At 67.2% G+C, this 17,772-nt stretch carries 20 protein-coding genes and 1 tRNA gene; 13 read left to right on the forward strand and 8 right to left on the reverse strand.

Annotation, left to right across the window (positions count from 1 at the left end; all coding sequences use genetic code 11):
• Positions 1-63 precede the first annotated feature (63 nt).
• From AC1DF4_RS02205 to AC1DF4_RS02215, 3 genes are all read right to left on the reverse strand, one after another.
• Entirely contained in the window at positions 64-891 is an 828-nt protein-coding gene (locus AC1DF4_RS02205) for an RcpC/CpaB family pilus assembly protein (protein ID WP_476911339.1), read from the reverse strand.
• A 124-nt stretch (positions 892-1,015) separates the two neighbouring features.
• Positions 1,016-1,273 carry an FmdB family zinc ribbon protein gene (locus AC1DF4_RS02210; protein ID WP_476911340.1) on the reverse strand — a complete coding sequence of 86 codons (258 nt, stop codon included), beginning with the start codon at positions 1,271-1,273 and terminating at the stop codon, positions 1,016-1,018.
• 146 nt (positions 1,274-1,419) lie between these two features.
• Positions 1,420-2,055, reverse strand: a complete 636-nt coding sequence (locus tag AC1DF4_RS02215; protein ID WP_476911341.1) for a 5-formyltetrahydrofolate cyclo-ligase — start codon at positions 2,053-2,055, stop codon at positions 1,420-1,422.
• 97 nt (positions 2,056-2,152) lie between these two features.
• Here AC1DF4_RS02215 and galU point away from each other — a divergent pair, with 97 nt between their 5' ends.
• The 6 genes from galU (at position 2,153) to AC1DF4_RS02245 (ending at position 6,449) form a co-directional block, all read left to right on the forward strand.
• The gene (gene galU / locus AC1DF4_RS02220) at positions 2,153-3,070 is read left to right on the forward strand and encodes a UTP--glucose-1-phosphate uridylyltransferase GalU (RefSeq protein WP_476911342.1); all 918 of its coding nucleotides are present in this window, start codon (positions 2,153-2,155) and stop codon (positions 3,068-3,070) included.
• A 5-nt stretch (positions 3,071-3,075) separates the two neighbouring features.
• Positions 3,076-3,696 (forward strand): GNAT family N-acetyltransferase, encoded by a 621-nt coding sequence (locus tag AC1DF4_RS02225; protein ID WP_476911343.1) that lies wholly within the window; start codon positions 3,076-3,078, stop codon positions 3,694-3,696.
• Positions 3,697-3,813: 117 nt separating this feature from the next.
• Entirely contained in the window at positions 3,814-4,797 is a 984-nt protein-coding gene (locus AC1DF4_RS02230; protein WP_476911344.1) for a hypothetical protein, read from the forward strand.
• Between the two features lie 124 nt (positions 4,798-4,921).
• Positions 4,922-5,722, forward strand: coding sequence for an SDR family oxidoreductase (locus AC1DF4_RS02235; protein WP_476911345.1), 801 nt, complete (start codon positions 4,922-4,924; stop codon positions 5,720-5,722).
• 46 nt (positions 5,723-5,768) lie between these two features.
• A tRNA-Ala gene (locus AC1DF4_RS02240) sits at positions 5,769-5,841 on the forward strand.
• Positions 5,842-5,897: 56 nt separating this feature from the next.
• Positions 5,898-6,449, forward strand: coding sequence for a hypothetical protein (locus tag AC1DF4_RS02245; RefSeq protein ID WP_476911346.1), 552 nt, complete (start codon positions 5,898-5,900; stop codon positions 6,447-6,449).
• Positions 6,450-6,560: 111 nt separating this feature from the next.
• Here AC1DF4_RS02245 and AC1DF4_RS02250 read toward each other — a convergent pair whose 3' ends face one another.
• Positions 6,561-7,067 carry a hypothetical protein gene (locus AC1DF4_RS02250; protein ID WP_476911347.1) on the reverse strand — a complete coding sequence of 169 codons (507 nt, stop codon included), beginning with the start codon at positions 7,065-7,067 and terminating at the stop codon, positions 6,561-6,563.
• A 347-nt stretch (positions 7,068-7,414) separates the two neighbouring features.
• Here AC1DF4_RS02250 and AC1DF4_RS02255 point away from each other — a divergent pair, with 347 nt between their 5' ends.
• The 5 genes from AC1DF4_RS02255 (at position 7,415) to AC1DF4_RS02275 (ending at position 13,257) form a co-directional block, all read left to right on the forward strand.
• Complete coding sequence (locus tag AC1DF4_RS02255) at positions 7,415-7,957, forward strand: PadR family transcriptional regulator (RefSeq protein WP_476911348.1); 543 nt, start codon at positions 7,415-7,417, stop codon at positions 7,955-7,957.
• 5 nt (positions 7,958-7,962) lie between these two features.
• Positions 7,963-9,672, forward strand: coding sequence for an ABC1 kinase family protein (locus AC1DF4_RS02260; protein WP_476911349.1), 1,710 nt, complete (start codon positions 7,963-7,965; stop codon positions 9,670-9,672).
• Positions 9,673-9,729: 57 nt separating this feature from the next.
• Positions 9,730-10,197: a GatB/YqeY domain-containing protein gene (locus AC1DF4_RS02265; protein ID WP_476911350.1), complete on the forward strand. Its 468-nt coding sequence runs from the start codon at positions 9,730-9,732 to the stop codon at positions 10,195-10,197.
• Between the two features lie 304 nt (positions 10,198-10,501).
• Entirely contained in the window at positions 10,502-11,605 is a 1,104-nt protein-coding gene (locus tag AC1DF4_RS02270) for a methyltransferase (protein WP_476911618.1), read from the forward strand.
• 59 nt (positions 11,606-11,664) lie between these two features.
• Positions 11,665-13,257, forward strand: coding sequence for an ABC-F family ATP-binding cassette domain-containing protein (locus AC1DF4_RS02275; protein WP_476911351.1), 1,593 nt, complete (start codon positions 11,665-11,667; stop codon positions 13,255-13,257).
• 3 nt (positions 13,258-13,260) lie between these two features.
• Here the strand turns inward: AC1DF4_RS02275 and AC1DF4_RS02280 are convergent, their stop codons facing one another.
• Positions 13,261-13,653 carry a VOC family protein gene (locus AC1DF4_RS02280; RefSeq protein ID WP_476911352.1) on the reverse strand — a complete coding sequence of 131 codons (393 nt, stop codon included), beginning with the start codon at positions 13,651-13,653 and terminating at the stop codon, positions 13,261-13,263.
• A 150-nt stretch (positions 13,654-13,803) separates the two neighbouring features.
• On the opposite strand from AC1DF4_RS02280, the gene AC1DF4_RS02285 reads away from it, so the two are divergent.
• Positions 13,804-14,118, forward strand: a complete 315-nt coding sequence (locus AC1DF4_RS02285; RefSeq protein ID WP_476911353.1) for a hypothetical protein — start codon at positions 13,804-13,806, stop codon at positions 14,116-14,118.
• Positions 14,119-14,145: 27 nt separating this feature from the next.
• Here AC1DF4_RS02285 and corA read toward each other — a convergent pair whose 3' ends face one another.
• Together corA and AC1DF4_RS02295 are read right to left on the reverse strand one after the other, a co-directional pair.
• A complete protein-coding gene (gene corA / locus AC1DF4_RS02290) occupies positions 14,146-15,141 on the reverse strand; it encodes a magnesium/cobalt transporter CorA (protein ID WP_476911354.1) in 996 nt (331 codons plus the stop codon).
• 75 nt (positions 15,142-15,216) lie between these two features.
• Positions 15,217-15,732 (reverse strand): Lrp/AsnC family transcriptional regulator, encoded by a 516-nt coding sequence (locus tag AC1DF4_RS02295; protein ID WP_476864030.1) that lies wholly within the window; start codon positions 15,730-15,732, stop codon positions 15,217-15,219.
• A gap of 157 nt (positions 15,733-15,889) precedes the next feature.
• Between AC1DF4_RS02295 and AC1DF4_RS02300 the strand changes: the two genes are divergently transcribed.
• Positions 15,890-17,131 carry an MFS transporter gene (locus tag AC1DF4_RS02300; protein WP_476911355.1) on the forward strand — a complete coding sequence of 414 codons (1,242 nt, stop codon included), beginning with the start codon at positions 15,890-15,892 and terminating at the stop codon, positions 17,129-17,131.
• Positions 17,132-17,179: 48 nt separating this feature from the next.
• Here the strand turns inward: AC1DF4_RS02300 and AC1DF4_RS02305 are convergent, their stop codons facing one another.
• Positions 17,180-17,686 (reverse strand): Lrp/AsnC family transcriptional regulator, encoded by a 507-nt coding sequence (locus AC1DF4_RS02305; protein ID WP_056425512.1) that lies wholly within the window; start codon positions 17,684-17,686, stop codon positions 17,180-17,182.
• Positions 17,687-17,772: the final 86 nt, after the last annotated feature.

Raw genomic sequence — 17,772 nt, forward strand, 5'->3', positions numbered from 1 at the left:
CGGGCCGAACCTCGGGCAGCGTCCCCGGCGGTGTTCCGGACGGGCTGGGGCCGCTATGCCCCGCTAGCCCGGTACGGCCCCCACAAGGACAAAGAACAGCTTCCCCTGCGTGGAAGCGCCGGCGAGCCGGCGTGCCTCTTCGGCGTCGGCAGCTACGACCATGAGGCCCTCCGTTTCCCCGGCAGCCAGCCACTGGCCTGCCTCGCTGCCGTGCCCGGAGGTCCAAAGCACCGGCACGGCCGCAGCCAGCACCTGGGACGCGGCCGTCTGGTCAAAGTTGTCGCCGGTTGTCATGACCACATTGACGAGTTGTCCGGGGGAGAGCAGCTGGATTGATGCGGGATCGGCCATCCGGAGCGGTACGGCGGCAGTTCCCGGAGGGCTTCCTGCCAGCAGGCCGGGACCAAGAAGTTGCGAATCGGACAGCAGCTGGCCCTTCCGGAGCGCCACGGCAAGCTGCTTGCCGTGCGGGGAAACGTTGCCGCCATAGCTGCCCGCCGGCACCAGGTCCCGCGGAACGCTCAGGAGGGTCAGGTCTTCCGGGCCGAGTACCTCCCCGGACGGCAGGTCCCTAGCAGCGGCGAAGGCGGAGACCGTGAAGGCCGGGGCCGGCGTGAGCTGCTGCACGGTGATGCCCGCCGCGATGCACAGCAGCAGTGCCACAGCCAGCCGCCGGTTGCGCTCCAGCCAGCGGACCAGGCGGCGGAACGGCCGGCCAGCGGGTCTCCGGCCCCGCGGCGGACTCCCGGAGTTCGGGCCGCCGGAACTGCGCCCAACGGAACGGGCGCCGAACCCGGGAAGCGAGGGGCGCAAGGCACCGCGAAGGAGGGCACGAAGGATTTCCGCCGGGAAGTTGCCGGCGGCCGGGACAGAACGCGCAAAGGTGGCCATGGCGCGATCCTACGCATCGGCGGGAACACCGGGCGGGCGCAGTTTGGGCTATGTGGAGAAACAGCCAAGAAATTCCGCGGTCAGGCGGGAAGCCGTTGCGGGCCCGCAACCGTGCGGGCAATACCTAGCTTGCGGAAGCCGCGGCGGGCGCCGGAGTTGCGGCCGGGGCCGGGGCAGGAGCCGGGGACACCGTGCTGCCCTTGGTGTCGCGTGAGTCGGTCCGGTAGAAACCGGAGCCCTTGAAGACGACGCCCACGCTGTTGAACTTCTTGCGGAGCGTGCCCTGGCACTCGGGGCAGGACGTGAGGGAGCTGTCGGTGAACGACTGCACGATCTCGAAGGCGTGGCTGCAGTCCTTGCAGGCGTATGCATACGTGGGCACTGGAAATCCTCCTCTGGGACAAACGAGCAGGTCCCGTGCTGTCCGGTCCGGATTACTGCCGGGATGTCTCCGGCGGAATCCGTTCCTTAGCAGTCGCAGGGCCTGAGTGCTAATTCTATCACCCCGGCCGCGCGGCCCCTCATGCGCTATGGCTGCAGCAGGAGCAAGCCGCCCGGGGTCAGTGCGGCGGCCACCTTCCGGTCGAAGGACTCCGCCGGGATGCTGCCGGCCGGAAGCACCTCGCTGTCGAAGACGACCGCTGCTGTCGGCAGGGGCGGCAACAACCCGCCGTCGGACGACCCGGCCCGGGATGGCAGGACGGCCGTCAGCGCCGCCAGGAACTTGTCGTAGTACCCGCCGCCTTGACCGACCCGGTTCCCGGAAAAATCGACGGCGGTGGCAGGCAGGAAGATGCCGTGCGCGTGCAGCATGACCGCCGTGCCGTGGCGTTCCCCCGCGGGCTCCTGGATCGGCGCATAGCGGCTCCGGACCGATTCGGAGGCCGGCGTCCAGTACACCCAGCTCAGCTCCAGGCCGGGTTCGCAGACCGGGAGCAGGAGCCTGTGCCCTGCCTCATGCAGCGCCGTCAGCAGGGGAAGCGTCGGCGGCTCCGAACCCACGCCCAGATAGGCGGCAAAGGTGCCCGGGCGGCCGCCGGTCAGGCCTGTTGCCCATGCCAGGCCGTGCCGGGCGATGTCCGCCCCGGCGCTCGACCGGCCGGTGTTCGTCAGCGCGCCGCGCCTGGCCCGGTGGCCGGCCCGGATCTCTTCCTTCGACGCCATGACGCCCCGTCCCTCCGCGTGATGCAGCCGGGAAGAGGAGGTTCTCCGGCGGCTCGAATGATTACGCAATGTTTGGTCCCTCCGTTAGATTAGTCGAGTGACTACACTCAACGCTCCCGTCCGCAAGGCCGTCATTCCCGCAGCCGGCCTCGGCACCAGGTTCCTTCCGGCCACCAAGGCCATGCCGAAGGAAATGCTGCCCGTCGTGGACAAGCCGGCCATCCAATATGTCGTCGAGGAAGCCGTCAGCGTGGGCTTGAACGACATCCTGATGATCACCGGACGCAACAAGCGCGCGCTGGAGGACCACTTCGACCGCGTCCCCGCGCTGGAAGCCACCCTCGAGGACAAGGGTGACACGGCCAAGCTCGAGTCCATCCAGGCCGCCAGCAACCTGGGTGACATCCACTACGTGCGCCAGGGCGATCCGATGGGCCTGGGCCACGCCGTCCTCCGCGCCAAGCAGCACGTAGGTTACGAACCCTTCGCCGTCCTTCTGGGCGATGACCTGATCGACGCCCGCGATGAACTGCTCAGCACCATGATCGAAGTCCAGGCCAAGACCGGCGGCTCGGTTGTTGCCCTGATCGAGGTGGACCCGTCCCAGATCAGCGCCTACGGCTGTGCCGACATCCAGGCGGTCGAGGGTGAAGAGTATGTCCGCATCGATCACCTCGTGGAGAAGCCCGACGTCGACGACGCCCCGTCCAACCTCGCGGTGATCGGCCGCTACGTCCTCCACCCGGCAGTCTTCGAGGTCCTGGAACGCACCGAGCCCGGCCGTGGCGGCGAAATCCAGCTGACGGACGCGCTCCAGGAACTCGCGGCGGGCGACGGCGAAGGCTACGGCGTGTACGGCGTCGTCTTCCGCGGCCGCCGCTACGACACCGGCGACAAGCTCAGCTACCTCAAGGCCTGCGTGCAGCTCGCCTGCGACAGCGAAGACCTCGGCCCCGGCCTGCGGGAATGGCTGCCCGCGTTCGCCGCCAGCCTCGCGCCGAGCCTGACCAAATAACTCCCGTGGGGGGCAGCTTCAACTGGCCGGCGACCCTTGAGTGCGGCGACCTCGTGTTGCGCCCCATCCGGTACCGGGACCGCAAGGAATGGACCGAAGTCCGCTCACGCAACAGCGAGTGGCTGGCCCCTTGGGAAGCGTCCAACCCCGTTCCCGGGGGTGGCCTGCCCGACTACCGCCAGATGGTTCGTTCCCTCAAGACCCAGGCCGCCCAGGCAACGGCTCTGCCATTCCTGATCACGGCATGGACCCCGGGCGTCCGCGAACCCGTGATCGTTGGCCAGCTGACGGTGTCCTCCATCGTGTGGGGCTCGGCGATGATGGCCACGCTCGGATACTGGGTGGACAAGGACCGGGCAGGCCAGGGCATTGCCCCGACCGCTGTGGCTTTGGCAACGGACTACTGCTTCCAGACGCTCGGATTGCACCGGATGGAGATCAACATCCGGCCTGAAAACGGACCCAGCCTGCGCGTGGTTGAGAAACTCGGCTTTCGCGACGAGGGTTACCGGCCGCGGTTCCTGCACATCAACGGTGAATGGGCGGACCACCGCACCTTCGCGCTGACCTCCGAAGAAATCCCCGGGGGGCTGCTGGCACGCTGGCAGCAGAGCCGTCCCGCGTGAGCGGCCAGAGCCCGCCTGACCAGCCGTTACGCCTTAAATCCACTCAATTGGCAGTTGTCCCGCGACACACCGGGGACAATGCCGCCCAGTACCGCCCATAGCTCATACGGTTTTGATGTGGACTTCCCTCTTAGCAGCTCTGTGATCCTTGTCATTGCTGTTGCGCTCTGGATTGTGTGGGTTGCTCCCTACATGCTCCGGAACGGACGCCACCAGCTGCAGCCCGCGGGCGAGTTCGGAGCGGACGTCATCGATCTAGAAACAGCCCCGCAAGCCGGGCACGTCATGAAGATGGCGGCCCAGCAGGAGAATCCCATGACCAGTACCCAGCACACCGTGTCCGGCCCGGGAACCGCAGGGTTCGACGGCGGCCTCAAGCCTGCTGCCCCCGGTCCGGCATTCAAGATCCGCTACGGCCGGCTGGCCCTCGCGCTGGCAGGTCTGCTCGCACTGCTGACAGGGCTGGTCTCCGGGGTCCTGCGAATTTTCGGGCTCGGTCCGCTGTGGCTTCCCGTCGCGGCGCTGCTCGGCGCCGTGGCCTCAGTCTTTATGCTCCGCTGGCTCGCGGTCCGGGACCGCCGTCGTAAAATGAACGCCGCGTTTCGGTCGGCCATTTCCGCGCCGGCACGCCCGTCCCGGTCCGCCCCGGAGCGGGCGCCGCTCGGGGAGCCGGCAGGGGAGCCCCGTGAACGGGCTGAGAGCCCGCTCTTCGACGCCCAGGCCGACGCCGCGGAACGCAAACCTGCACCGAAGCCGCTGACCGCACAGGAACTCCGCCAGGCGGCACTGGCGGAAGCCGTGGCCTCGGGTGACACATCGGTTCGCCGTCCCGCGGATTCCCCGGCCGGCGAAGGTTCGAGCTGGGAGCCGGTGGAAGTCCCGAAGCCCAAGTATGTGGAGGCGCCGAAAGCCGAACGGGCCGCCCCCGAGCCGCTCGATCTGCCGGAGGCCCCAAAGGCCGTCGGTAAGCCATCACTGAAGCAGGGCCTTCCGCAGTCCCCGGCTGGCAGCCTCGGCACGGAATCCGAATCGAAACCCCTGGGCAAGGCGCAGAGCGCCCTGAGCAACCTGGACGATGTCCTGCAGCGACGCCGGGCCTGAACCGCTACGTCGAGCCCCGGGCAGCCAACAATGGCCGCCCGGGGCTTTGTTGTGTCCCGGACTTTCGGGTTCCGGCAGAGGTCCAATAGGGCCGGTATTACGTGCGGCCCGGTAGCCTCAGGGCATGACTCGAATTTGCGTTGCCGGCGGAACCGGCCAGGTGGGCAGCGAAGTGGTGCGGGGGGCTATCGCCGGCGGGCACGATGTGGCGGCCATCTGCCGGAATCCACCTCCGGCCGGTGCCCCTGCCCGGCTGGCCGGCGCGGAATTCTTTTCTGCCGACGTCACTACTGGCGAGGGGCTGGCGGCGGCACTGGCCGGGGCCGACGTCGTGATTGACTGCCTGGAAGGGCGCTCCGGGAAGGCCCTGAAAGGCTTCGCCGACGGCGGAGCGCGCCTTCTCGCCGCGGCCCAGGACGCAGGGGTGGGCAGGGCCGTGATGCTGTCGATCATCAATTGCGACCGGAGCAGCTTCGGCTACTACGCCTCGAAGGCGGCCAAGGAACAGGTCTACGAGCGGTCCGGCATGGAGACCGTCGCGCTCCGGGCGACGCAGTTCCATTCCCTGCTGGCGACGATGTTCGGTGCCGGCTCGAAACTGCTGATCATTCCCGTGGTCAAAGGTGCCCGGTTCCAGCCAATTGCCCCTTCCGACGTCGCCGCCGCCCTGCTTGGGGCTGCGCTGGAACCCTCGGTGGACCTGCGGCACAGCGTCCGAACCATCGGCGGCCCCGAGATCCACGGCATGGACGACTTTGCCCGGCAGTGGAAGGCCGTCAACGGCTCCCGCGGACGGCTGGTGCAGTTCCCGTTGCCCGGTGCCATGGGCAGCTACCTGCGCGCGGGGCTGAATCTGGTCCCGGAGCAACGCCACGCCGGTGAGACATTCAGCGGCTGGTTGGCAAAGAACGCGGATAGTTTGTAGCCTAGGGACACCGGCAACGCCGTACCTGCGGGAACGGCGTTGCTTCGGGGCTATAGCTCAGTTGGTAGAGCGCTTCGTTCGCATCGAAGAGGTCAGGAGTTCGAATCTCCTTAGCTCCACAGTACGATCCGGTTTCGATGCAGCATGGCAGGTTGCCCAGTCTAGGATGACCGGCATGAGGAAGTGGATAGCCGCTCACCGCAAGATGGTTGCCCTGGTGGTCCTTGTCGCTGCGTGGGCTGCGGTGGTCGCGTTGTGGGTCGGCTTCGGCTACCCGTTGGACCGGATTGTCTTCAACGCTGCGCTGTGGGCAGTCTTCATGGCAGCCTTCTGGTACTCCCTGACCCGGCGGCAACGTAAGGCAGCCTCCAGGCTGGAATCGCACGGCGAGATGCTGGTGTACGTCCGCTACCCTAACTCGCTTCCCGGGTCCCTCAGCGGAATCTGGAACATGGGGGTCGCCACCTACGACGGGACCGCGATGAAATTTCAGCCGGCCGTCTACGACGCGCTGGAGCCCTCCGGCCGGCCCACGACTTTCAGTGCCATGGCTCCGGTATCCAAGGAGGCCAGAACCCTCGATCGCAAAGAGCGTAGATACGTCACCCAGCGGGAATTCCAGGCCATCCGGCTCGCCACCGACAAGGGGGACATTGAAGTGGCCGCCGGGCCGGAATCACTCCGAAAGATTCTCGACATGCTCCGTACGGACGAGGAGACAAGCTGACTTCACTCGCGACCGGCGAACGGATCGGGACGCTTGGTGGTGGCCGGCTCGGTGCTCTTGGGCGCCATGTCTGCGGACAGCGCCGTTGCTGGCTCCGGGCCTACAGGAGCTTCATCCGACGGTGATTTCTATGCCGGCGACCGCGCCTGTCCATGCGCCTCCGTCCGGGTGGAGGCGGATCAGATGCGCGCCCACGGACCCCTCCTTAAGCTGGATGACCTGCGACTGGGTTCCCTTGCAATCCAGCTCGAAATCCGTACGTTCGCTGCCTCCGACGATTTCCTGGGAAAGCGAGACGAGCGCCTGAGAGGCACCCACGCACGCGACCGTCACCGTGTGTGGGCCGGCGGCTGTCACCGTCGCGGATTTGCTGAATCCCACCCCGGGCCCATCTGCCGGACCGGAGACGGCCAGCAGCACCGGCTTGGCCGCGCCTGCCAGGCGCTGCTCCAGCTCAGCATAGTTGCGCGTTTCAACGGTCAACAGGTCCTCCCCCTTCGACGGCAAGGCGGCAGCCGGCCGGACACTTGACCTGGCTTCCGTTGGACCCGGATCGCCCTCGTCCTCATAGGCGCACCCGGTCAGGACAGCCCCGGCCAGCACGCCAACGAGCACCACGAGGCCACGGACTCTTCTCGTTCCCCCAGGACCAAACATGGGCCGAGTCTACGGTCAGCCCGCCGAAAGGCAAGCCGCGCGCCACCTCCTGGAGGGTCAGGGAGTCGTCACCCTCGCGTCAGTGTGCCCGGACTGCGGGCCGGTATGCCGCGTTCGAATCTCCTTAGCCACGGATTGCAGGGGTCGTCGAACCCTTGCCTGCCGGGCACGAGCCGCTGCGTCTCGTCGACTCAGGTCTCCAGGCTGCGCTTCGCGGAGATGCTCCCACCGCCCGTGGCCCCTGAAAATATCTGGATGTATCGTTGGCTATCGCTGTATATCGTTCACGATTCACAGAGGAGAACAAGATGCATGATTCATACCCGGCCGGCGGATTCCGCGGCAACAATATCGACAGTGTGTGGCAGGCAGTTGAAGAGCTGCGTTCGAGGTTCGAAAAGCGGTCGGGTTCCCGCGCCGGCCGGGGCGAGGTGCGGTCGGCCGTGCTGAAACTTCTCGCGGAGCGGCCGATGCACGGCTACCAGATCATCCGTGAAATCGAGGAGCGCAGCGGTGGCAGCTGGAAGCCCAGCGCAGGCTCCGTCTATCCGACGTTGCAACTGCTCGCCGATGAAGGGTTTATCACTGCCGAAGAGTCCAATGGGCGCAAGATCTACTCGCTGACTGAAGCGGGCCGGGAGGATGTGGCGGGCGCCGGCCCGTCAGCGCCCTGGGACTCGACGGCCCCGGCGTCGGGCACGGGCTTCGGCGCGCTCCCCAAGGCAGGCGTCGAGCTTGCACAGGCCGCGTCCCAGGTGGGCCGCACCGGCACGCCGGAGCAAGTGCAGGAGGCCGTGGCCGTGCTCGACGATGCGCGCCGCCGGCTGTACGCGATCCTCGCCCAGGGCTGACGGGGGTGACGTCGGTTCGCCGGGACCGCGCAGCGGTATCTGGCTCCGGGGAGCACCGTGCCCGGTACCGCCGTATCCTGCGCTTCGCCGCGTGGCATCTCGCGGTGACATGGTGGTTCGAGCTGCTCATCCCTCGCCTCGGGCTGGTCCGGATGGCCGAGCGCAGCAGGACAAAAAGGATGCAGCGGTTCGCGCAGCGCTTCCATGTGCTGGCTGTGGATCTCGGCGGCCTCATGATCAAAGTCGGTCAGTTCCTGTCCACCAGGCTGGACGTGCTGCCGCCCGAGATCACCCAGGAACTAGAGGGGCTGCAGGATGAGGTGCCGCCCGTTTCTTTCTCCGAAATCCGCGCACTCGCCGAAGCTGAGCTGGGCGCGCCGCTGGAAGAGTTATTCGCCTCGGTTGAGGAGGCGCCGATCGCAGCGGCGTCCCTCGGGCAGGCGCACCCGGCGAGGCTTCGCCCTGGCGACGCCGCCGACACCGGGCTCGACCGCGTGGTGCTGAAAGTCCAGCGCCCGGGCATTAAGGCGATTGTCGACGTCGACCTGGCGGCACTGCGCAAAGTGGCCGGCTGGCTCAGCCACGTGCGGCTGGTGTCCGATCGTGCCGACATGCCCGCCCTTGTCGAGGAGTTTGCGCAGACCAGTCTCGACGAGATCGACTACCTGAATGAGGCGGCGAATTCGGCGCGGTTCGCTGCTGATTTCGCCGACGACGGCCGGGTGGAGGTGCCCGACGTCGTCTGGGAACGGAGCACCCGCCGCGTGCTTGCCCTCGAAGACGTCACGGCGATTAAGATCACGGACTCGGAGGCCCTGCGGGCGGCGGGCATCGATCCGGCCCTGGTTGCACCGGTGTTTGCTTCCGTCATGTTCGACCAATTGTTTGCCAACGGTTTTTTCCACGCCGATCCGCACCCGGGCAACATCTTTGTCACGCCGGATACCGGTCCATCCGCAGAGCGCGCCTGGAAGCTGACCTTCATCGACTTCGGCATGATGGGCGAGGTTTCGGCGGGCACGCGCAGCGGCCTGCGGAAGCTGCTCATCGCTGCCGCGTCCCGTGATGGCAAGGGGTTGATGACCGCGATCAGCGATGTGGGGGTGTTGATGCCCTCGGCCGACACAGTCGAGCTCGAGCGGGCAATGACGCACCTCTTTGCCCGGTTCGGCGGGATGGGCTTCGCAGAGCTTCGCGAGGTGGACCCGCGGGAGTTCCGTGACTTTGCGGTGGAGTTCGGCGATGTGGTGCGCTCGTTGCCGTTCCAGATGCCGGAGAACTTCCTGCTCATTATCCGGGCGATGTCACTGACGTCGGGTGTGTGCAGCTCCTTGGACCCGCGGTTCAATCTGTGGGATTCGGTGGAACCCTACGCCGCTCAGTTGCTGCGCGACGAGCGCGGCAACATTGTGCGGGACGTGACCCAGCAGGCGCTCGATGCCGCCGGGCTGGCCCTCGGCGCGCCGAAACGCCTGGACAGGCTGCTCGCCCGGCTCGAGGATGGTTCACTGGCGGTTGCCAGTCCCCGCCTCGAGCGGCAGGTGGGACGGCTTACCCGCACCGCGCAGCGATCGGTATCGGTGCTCATATTCGCCGCCCTGCTCATCGCGGGATCTGTGGTCCGGGCGGACGACACGGTGCTGGGCAATTTCCTGATGATCGCGTCGGCCGTTCCGCTGCTGCACGGATTGTGGGCGGGGCGCGGCGGCTACTGAGGCACCGGGCCCCGCACAGGCCCGCCAGCTATCCTGTCCAGTGAGACGAGGAGAATCATGACCACCCTGAAAGAACGCCTGCACGCCGACGTCGTCAGCCACATGAAGGACCGCAACAAGATCGCGCTCACCACCGTGCGCAACGTCCTGGGCGAAATTGAAACCCGCGAGAAGTCCGGCAAAACCCCGATTGTGCTGGACGACGCCCAAGTGACGTCCCTGCTGCAAAAGGAAGCCGCCAAGCGCCGCGACACCGCCCGCATCTACACCGAAGCGGGGGAGTCCGAGCGGGCCGCGGCCGAAATCGCCGAAGCCGAAATCATCGAGGCCTACCTGCCGAAGGCGCTGACCGCGGCCGAGGTGGAGGCCATCGTCGACGAGGTCATCACTTCCCTTACGGCCGACGGCACCGAACTGACCATGCGCCAGCTCGGCGCGGTGATGAAACCGGTGACCGCCAAAGTCGCCGGACGCTTCGACGGCAAGGCCGTCAGCGAGATTGTGCGCAGCCGTATCGCGCAGTGACAGTTGGCCCGGCAGCATACCTCCCAGCCGGGAGGATGGCTGCCGGCGCCCGCCTGTATCCTGAGAAGGCACGTCAGGTGCCACCACCCGCCAACCTCGTGCGCGCTTCGTGACCGGATTATTGTCCGCGAAACTCTCGACTCGATCACCGGTGCATCGCCGAATCCCCCGCAACCTTCAGCTTCCGCCCTCGGATTCTGGGATTGGACCTCTTATCGTCACCGCCGTGCCGGGCAGCCCCCTGGAAACCCCGACGCCGACCGGCAAGCCACCGCAGGCACCCGCCGTCGACGCGCCCGCCGTCGTGACGTGGACCGAGGCCGGCGACAGCAGGACGGCCCGGTGGCGGTCGGCGAACGGACGGCCTGCGCCCTCGCGCATCGAAGTGGTCACCGACTCCCTGACAGCCGATGACGCGAACCGGATGGCGTCCCAAGGCATCGCGATGCTCTGGCAGGGTGACTTCCACAACGCCCGGCAGATTCTCAACGCCCTCGACCGGCGTCTGGGCGCCGGGAAGAAAAAGGCCGCGGACTCCCCGGCCGATGAGTTCTACCGGCACCGCCAGTCCCGCTCGCACCGCGCACGCGTCCTCGGCCTGCTGCTGATTCCGCTGGACCCGGGCCCGGTCGTGCCCCTGCGGCGCGCTCCGGACATCCAGGCGGCCGCTGCGGAGGCGTACGGGGATATCGCCGAACCCTCGGTGGTGTCCCTCCATGAGCTTGTCGGGGCAATCGGTGCCCACGAGTGGCGCAGGAACGGCGTCTGGGTCGAAGCCCTGCAGGGCCGCATCCATCCGCACTACGGCACGTTCTTCCCGACCCGCAGCGAATATGTTGACTTGGTGGCCGCAGCTCCGCTGCCGTCTGAAAAGCTGGCGTTCGACGTCGGAACCGGCACCGGGGTGCTGGCCGCCGTTCTCGCCCGCCGCGGCGTCAAACGCGTGGTGGCGACGGACAACGAGCCCCGCGCGATTGCCTGCGCCAGCGAGAACTTCCAGAACCTGGGGGTCCAGGACCGTGCGGAGGCAGTCCTGACCGACATGTTCCCGCCCGGCCGCGCACCGCTCATCGTGTGCAACCCGCCCTGGATTCCGGCCACGCCGCATTCCTCCCTGGACAATGCCGTCTATGACCCCGGCAGCCGGATGCTGTTCCGGTTCCTGAACGAGCTCTCCGACCACCTGGAACCCGGCGGCGAGGGCTGGCTCGTCCTGTCGGACCTGGCCGAGCACCTGGGCCTGCGGTCCCGGAACGATCTGCTGGGCGCCATTGAGGCGGCCGGACTGAAAGTGGTGGAGCGGTTCGACACCAGGCCAACCCACCCCAAGGCCTCCGACCGCAACGATCCGCTGTACGCCGCCCGGGCGGCCGAAGTCACGTCGCTGTGGCGGCTCGTATCCCGTTAGTGCCGGGCTCCGCCGCGCGCAACTGCCCTTCCCGACCCTAAATCGAGAGAGAAATACCCATGAGCCTGATCCGGCTGCAAGATGTCAGCGTGCGCTTCGATAACACCCAGATTCTCCGGGAGGCATTCTTCCGGCTGGAGCCCGGGGACCGGGTGGGCCTGATCGGCAAGAACGGCTCCGGCAAGACCACCATCCTCAAGCTGGTCCTGGACCAGGTGACACCGGACACCGGCACCGTCACCCTGGAACCGGGCACCAAGGTGGGGTACTTCTCCCAGTTCTCCGAACTCGACGGCGAAGCCTCGATTCTGGAGGTGCTCGACACCCTGTTCTCGGACATCAAGGCAGTCGAAACCGAGTTGGCCGCCATCGACGCGGCCATCGCGGCCTGTCCCTCGGACGCCGAGCTCGACCGGCACATCAGCCGCCAGGCAGAACTGTTCGAGGACATGGAACGGCTCGACGGCTGGGACTACCCGCGGCGCATCGACACCGTCCTGACGACCCTGGGCTTCGATGAGGCGCACCGCACCTGTGCGATCGACGAGCTGTCCGGCGGCTGGCGCAACCGGGCAGCCTTGGCCAAGATCCTCCTCGAAGGCCCCGACGTGCTGCTGCTCGACGAGCCCACCAACTTCCTGGACGTTGCCGGCGTCGAATGGCTCGAAAGCTGGTTCCGGGACTTCAAGGGCGCCGCGATCATCGTCTCCCACGACCGGAAGTTCCTCGACGCCGTCGTCACCCGGATCATCGAGGTGGAGAACTTCCACCTGCACGAATACCCGGGCAACTTCGGCGAGTACGTCGTGCAGAAACAGTTCCGGCTCAAGACCCTGGAACAGCAGTTTGTGCACGAATCCGAGCTCCTGGCCTTTGAAGCCGAAGGGATCGCCGACCGTCGCGAGGCAGCCAAGGCGGCCAGCCGCGGGCTGGGGAACCAGCTGGCCAAAATCAAGAAGTCCCGCACGCCCCGCCCCGTGGACCAGATCGTCACGGAGATCTACGGCGGCCTGCACGTCAAGGACGTCCTCTGCCGGGTGGAGGGACTGGGCAAGTCCTACGGCGAGAAGCTGCTGTTCGACGATCTGAGCTTCGAGATCCGCCGCGGCAACCGGATCGTGGTCCTCGGTTCCAACGGCAGCGGCAAGTCCACGCTCCTGAAGGTGCTGACCGGCGAAGAGCAGGCAGACTCCGGCGAGGTGGCATGGGCCAAGGGGCCGGGGTTCGTCTCCTACAACCAGATGCTCGAGGACCTGGACGATGCCGACACCGTGTCCCATGCGGTCAACGCCCTGCCGGACAGCCTGGCGTTCAGCGCCACGAAGAAGTCAGTCAACCGGTTCCTCGCGATGTTCCAGTTCTCCGAGGCGGACCTCAAGCAGAAAATCGGGAACCTCTCCGGCGGGCAGAAGGCGCGCGTCGCCATGGCGCAGTGCCTGCTGTCCGGCGCCTCGGTGCTCTTGCTGGACGAGCCGACCAACCACCTGGACATGTCCAGCACCCAGGTCATGGAGCGCGCTCTGGTGCATTTCCCCGGAGCCGTCGTGGTGGTCAGTCACGACCGGTTCTTCAGCGAAAAAATCGCCAACCGCCACCTCGTGTTTGGAGCCGACGGCGCGGCCGCCGGCGAAATCGACGTCCGCGCCGCGTAGGGGCTAGCCCCAGGCCGGCGGTGAACTTAAGTCGATGACGGTCCCGTCGGGGGTCCGCAGGTAGGACACCGTCTGGCCCCAGGGCTGCGCCGCCGGGTGCTGAAGCGGCGTGGCGCCGGCGTCGACGGCCCGGGCAAAGTCATCGTCGACCGCCTCGCTGACCAGGGCGATCTCCACACTGATCTCCGACGGCGGCGGCGGGGTGCAGCGGTATCCCTCGGGCAAGTGCCCCTGGCCGGCGCTGAAGGACGCCACCGAGATGGTCGTGTCGCCGGCGTGGACTTCGCCGTAGCCGGCCTCCGGGATGAAGCGGGTCTTGAGGCCAAAGGCCTGCTTGTAGAAGGCCAGGGACGCCTCGACGTCGGCGACGTACAGAATGACTTTTCCAAATTTCATCGGGATCTCCTCCTTGTTGGGCGGTACGGGCGGTAGCGGCGGCAGCCGGATGTGCCGGGCCGCTACTTACCTGACGCGCAGGCTGCGGGGAATGTGACAGCACTCTTTCCGGAGCTCCTCACACGGGCGTCCCCGCGGGATAATAGGAGCATGACCGAACAGGACCAGGACCGCGACCCTTGGGATGAGTTCGACAGGCTCACGCCCGGGGCACCGGACCGCGTTGAGGGCTACCCAGGGGGCGAACCCGTAGGCTTCGGTTTCCGCACGGGAGTGCGCAGCGCGAAGGTGGCCATCGGCTTCGCCGTCTACGCCCTGACCCTGGGGACTGTCCTGGTGGTGATCGGGGCAGCCGTCTTCATCGGCGAAAGCCAGTGGGCGCTGCTGGGGCTCATGGTGCTGATCGAGGTGGCTTTTGTCCTGGCCTTTACGCGGCTGGTCGAGCAGGCACGGCGGCGCCGCTGACAGTCCCCGGCGCCGGAGCGGCCAGGGCTAGAGCCAGCCTTTGTTCTTGAAGATGCCGTACATCAGGGCTGCCGTGCCGGCCATTAGCCCGATCGCCATCGGGTAGCCGAAACTCCACTGCAGTTCGGGCATCACGTTAAAGTTCATGCCGTAGATACCGGCGACGAATGACGGTGCGAAGAGGATGGCCGCCCAGGACGAGATCTTCTTCACCTGCTCGTTCTGCTCGGCGCTGGCCTCGTTCTGGCGGTTGGCGGTCAGCGTGCCGTCGAGCGTGAGGGCGTTCTGCAGCAGGTCCCGGAAGGAATCCGCCCGGGAAATCAGCCGCTCCACGTGGTCCTCGACGTCTCGGAGGTTGTGCTGGAGCTCGGAATTGACCTGGTACTTTTCGAAGCCGCGCCGCAGGGCCTCCATCATGGCCGGGAGCGGGTGGATGGCGCGCTGGAACTGGATGACTTCGCGGGCCAGTTCGTAGATCCGCCGGGAGACGGTGGAGTCGCCGCTGAACAGCTGGTCCTCGATCTCGTCGATGTCGTTCTCCAGCCCCGCCACGACGGGCACGTAGTCGTCCACCACCTGGTCCATTAGTGCGTAGAGCACAGCTTCCGGGCCGTGGCACAGGAGGTCGGGGCGCCGCTCCAGCTTCCGCCGCACCTGGGCCACCCCGCCGGTCTCGGCGTGCCGGACGGTGACGACGAAGTTCTTGCCGGTGAACACGTGGAGTTCGCCGAATTCCACGGTTTCTGTCTCGTCCAGGTACCGCGCGGGCCGCAGGACGGTAAAGAGGTTGTCGTCATAGCGTTCGAGTTTGGGGCGCTGGTGGGCCGAGATCGCATCTTCCACGGCGAGCCTGTGCAGCCCGAACTCCGCTGCCACGGCGGTCATCTCGACTTCCGTCGGCCGGTAGAGGCCGATCCACGCCATCCCGCCGTGCTGGTTCAGGGTCTCAAAGGTCTGCTCGAGGCTCTGTGGCTCGGCGCTGCGGACGCCGTCCACGTAGACGGCGTTATCGATGATAGTCACCGGGCCATTATCCCGGCTTCTACGGGCGTGGCCGCACGGGCACGGCGGGCCACGGCGTGCGGCGTGCCCGGCACATCACTTTGACCGGGCGGGGGCCGGGGAGCTGCCTTGGGCGAGCCGGCTGATCAGCGGTTCGGTGCGGTACTGGATGTGCGTGTGCAGGGCAAGGACTGTCTCGGTCCGGATGACCCCCTTGATCCGGAGGATGGAGCGCAGGGCGGCCTGCAGGTTGTGCGTGTCGGTGGCCACCACGCGGCACCAAACGTCGCCGCGCCCGGAGATCTCGTGGACTTCCAGGACCTGCGCGATCAGGCGCAGGGCGCCCACCACGCCGTCGAGTTCCCGGTGGTTGACCTCGATCGTGACGAAGGCGACGACGTCGTAGCCCACCGCCTCAAGATCGATCTCGCGGCCGCCGTCGTGGAGCAAACCGGAGCGTTGCATGCGCCGCACGCGGGACTGCGCGGTGTTGCGGGCGATGCCCAGGGTGTCGCTGAGTTCCCCGATCTGGATCCGCGGATCACGGATCAGCTCCAGCAGAATCTTCAGGTCGGTGGGGTCCAGGCTGTTCAAATCATCACTCCGGTTCATTCTGGCGGGGCTGGATTGACTGTTTTGATCAATCTTGGCACGAAAATCAGCCCGAAGGGTCAGCAATGTTGCATTGTTTAGGTATCAAAATCTTCACGGGCTGGCGGTTCCCCCATCACAGGGAACACGCGGCCCGCTTTCACGCAAGGGCACGGACATGACGGTCTTCAGCGAACTTCGCATGCGCCCGGCCACGGCAGACCGCTGGGCCTGGGACGCTTCTACGACGGCGCGGCTGGTGATGGCCGGCGTCGTGATCTTCACGCTGCTGGTCGGGGCGAATCTCGCCACCCCGCTGTACCCGCTGCTGCAGGCCAAGCTCGGAATCACCGCACTCGATGTCACCGTGGCCTTTTCCGCCTATGTCCTGGCACTCGTGGCCACCCTGGTCCTGGCCGGCCACTGGTCCGACCACATCGGCCGCCGTGCCGCCCTGGTGCTCGCGGTGCTCGTTGGCCTCGCCGGCGGCTCCGTCTTCGCCACGGCCGACAACCTGCTCGCGCTGTGCGCCGGCCGGGCCCTGCAGGGCATTGCGGTGGCGCTCGCCACCGGTGCCAGTTCGGCGGCCCTGCGGGAGCTGCTGCCCAGCCGCCCCGAATGGGCCTCGAGATTCACCCTGCTGGCGTCCGCCGGCGGCGTGGCGGCCGGGCCTGCCATCGGGGGAGTGCTCTCGCTCCTGCCCGGTCCCACCTCCACACCGTATTTCGTGCATTCCGTGGTCCTCGCCGCGCTGCTGGTTCCGCTGTCCCTGCTCAAGGCCCGGCCGGCCATCACCTCGATTGCGGGTCCGCAGCCGCTGCGGGTGCTGGCGCCCCGCCGGCCGTCGGTGTCCAGCGAGGCGCGCGGCGCCTTCTGGCTGGCGTCCTCCGTGGGGTTCCTCAGCTTCACCGTGTTCGGCTTCTGCCTCTCCCTGGCGCCGGGCTATTTCGCCCAGATCGTCCACGCCGATTCGCGGCCGCTGATCGGGCTGCTGGCGGGACTCACCCTCGGGTCCTCCGCGCTCAGCCAGCTGCTCGCCGTGCGGGGGCGGTTTGTGGTGCCGATCGGACTGGGCACGCTGGCCGTGTCGGTGCTGCTGATCGCGGCGGCTGCCGCCTGGAGCAGCCCCTGGCTGCTGATCCTCGCGAGCATCACCGCCGGCATCGGGCAGGGAGTGGCATTCCGGACCGTCTTCAACGATGTGGCCGGAAAAGTGGAGGCCGCGCGTCACGCCCAGATCATCAGCACCGTCTACGTCATCACGTACCTCGGCAGCGCCCTGCCCGTCATCGGGCTGGGCCTCGCCGCCGGCGTCGTCGGCCTGCAGACAGCGGTAGCGGGCTTCGTCGTGGTCTGTTCGATCGCGGCGGTCACCCTCGCGGCCATCACGCTGCGGTCGGTGCTGCGCAGCGCCGCCTGACGCTCGGGGCAGGGCGGCCCGGCCCCGAGCGACGGCGGCCCCGTGAGGCTAGTCCGGCAGCGGTCCCTGGTTGCCCTGGATGTGGTCGAACACGAGCGTGGTTTCCGTGTGGCCCACCACGGGATCGGTGGCCAGATTATCCAGCACCCAGTCGCGGAGGTCCTCGGTGGTGGCGACCGCGATGTGCAGCAGGTAATCCACCGAACCGGAAGTGTGGAAGGTCGAGAGCACGGCGGGAAGTTTGGGCACCCGGGACGTGAAGCGGTCGATCTGCTCGCGGTCGTGGGCGCGGAGCCTGACGGCAATGAGGGCCTGCACGGAGCGGCCGATCGCGGACAGGCTCAGCTTCGCCTCGAAGCCCTGGATGATCCCGCGGTCTGAGAGGGCGCGGGTGCGCATCAGGGCGGTGGACGGCGCGATGCCGACCAGCTCGGCCAGTTGTTTGTTGGAGATGCGGGCGTCGGCGACGAGTGCCGCGAGCAGGCGCTCGTCGATAGCGTCCAGCGGCTCGCCGGCACCCGCTCCCGGCCGAAGATTCTTCGCACTGCTACTCACGGATCCTCCTTGAAGTGTTGTCCGTTCATCATAAACGGCAGATTCCAACGCTTCCATTCACGGGCTCTACAAAACTCCGAATTATT

Source organism: Arthrobacter sp. 05N429 (assembly GCF_056397045.1).

Bases quoted from the DNA above. Each gene is read 5' to 3' on its own strand.
- AC1DF4_RS02205 (WP_476911339.1), bottom strand. From the start codon at position 891: ATGGCCACCTTTGCGCGTTCTGTCCCGGCCGCCGGCAACTTCCCGGCG.
- AC1DF4_RS02215 (WP_476911341.1), bottom strand. From the start codon at position 2,055: ATGGCGTCGAAGGAAGAGATCCGGGCCGGCCACCGGGCCAGGCGCGGC.
- AC1DF4_RS02235 (WP_476911345.1), top strand. From the start codon at position 4,922: ATGACTCGAATTTGCGTTGCCGGCGGAACCGGCCAGGTGGGCAGCGAA.
- AC1DF4_RS02245 (WP_476911346.1), top strand. From the start codon at position 5,898: ATGAGGAAGTGGATAGCCGCTCACCGCAAGATGGTTGCCCTGGTGGTC.
- AC1DF4_RS02255 (WP_476911348.1), top strand. From the start codon at position 7,415: ATGCATGATTCATACCCGGCCGGCGGATTCCGCGGCAACAATATCGAC.
- AC1DF4_RS02265 (WP_476911350.1), top strand. From the start codon at position 9,730: ATGACCACCCTGAAAGAACGCCTGCACGCCGACGTCGTCAGCCACATG.
- AC1DF4_RS02275 (WP_476911351.1), top strand. From the start codon at position 11,665: ATGAGCCTGATCCGGCTGCAAGATGTCAGCGTGCGCTTCGATAACACC.
- AC1DF4_RS02280 (WP_476911352.1), bottom strand. From the start codon at position 13,653: ATGAAATTTGGAAAAGTCATTCTGTACGTCGCCGACGTCGAGGCGTCC.
- AC1DF4_RS02285 (WP_476911353.1), top strand. From the start codon at position 13,804: ATGACCGAACAGGACCAGGACCGCGACCCTTGGGATGAGTTCGACAGG.
- AC1DF4_RS02295 (WP_476864030.1), bottom strand. From the start codon at position 15,732: ATGAACCGGAGTGATGATTTGAACAGCCTGGACCCCACCGACCTGAAG.
- AC1DF4_RS02300 (WP_476911355.1), top strand. From the start codon at position 15,890: ATGACGGTCTTCAGCGAACTTCGCATGCGCCCGGCCACGGCAGACCGC.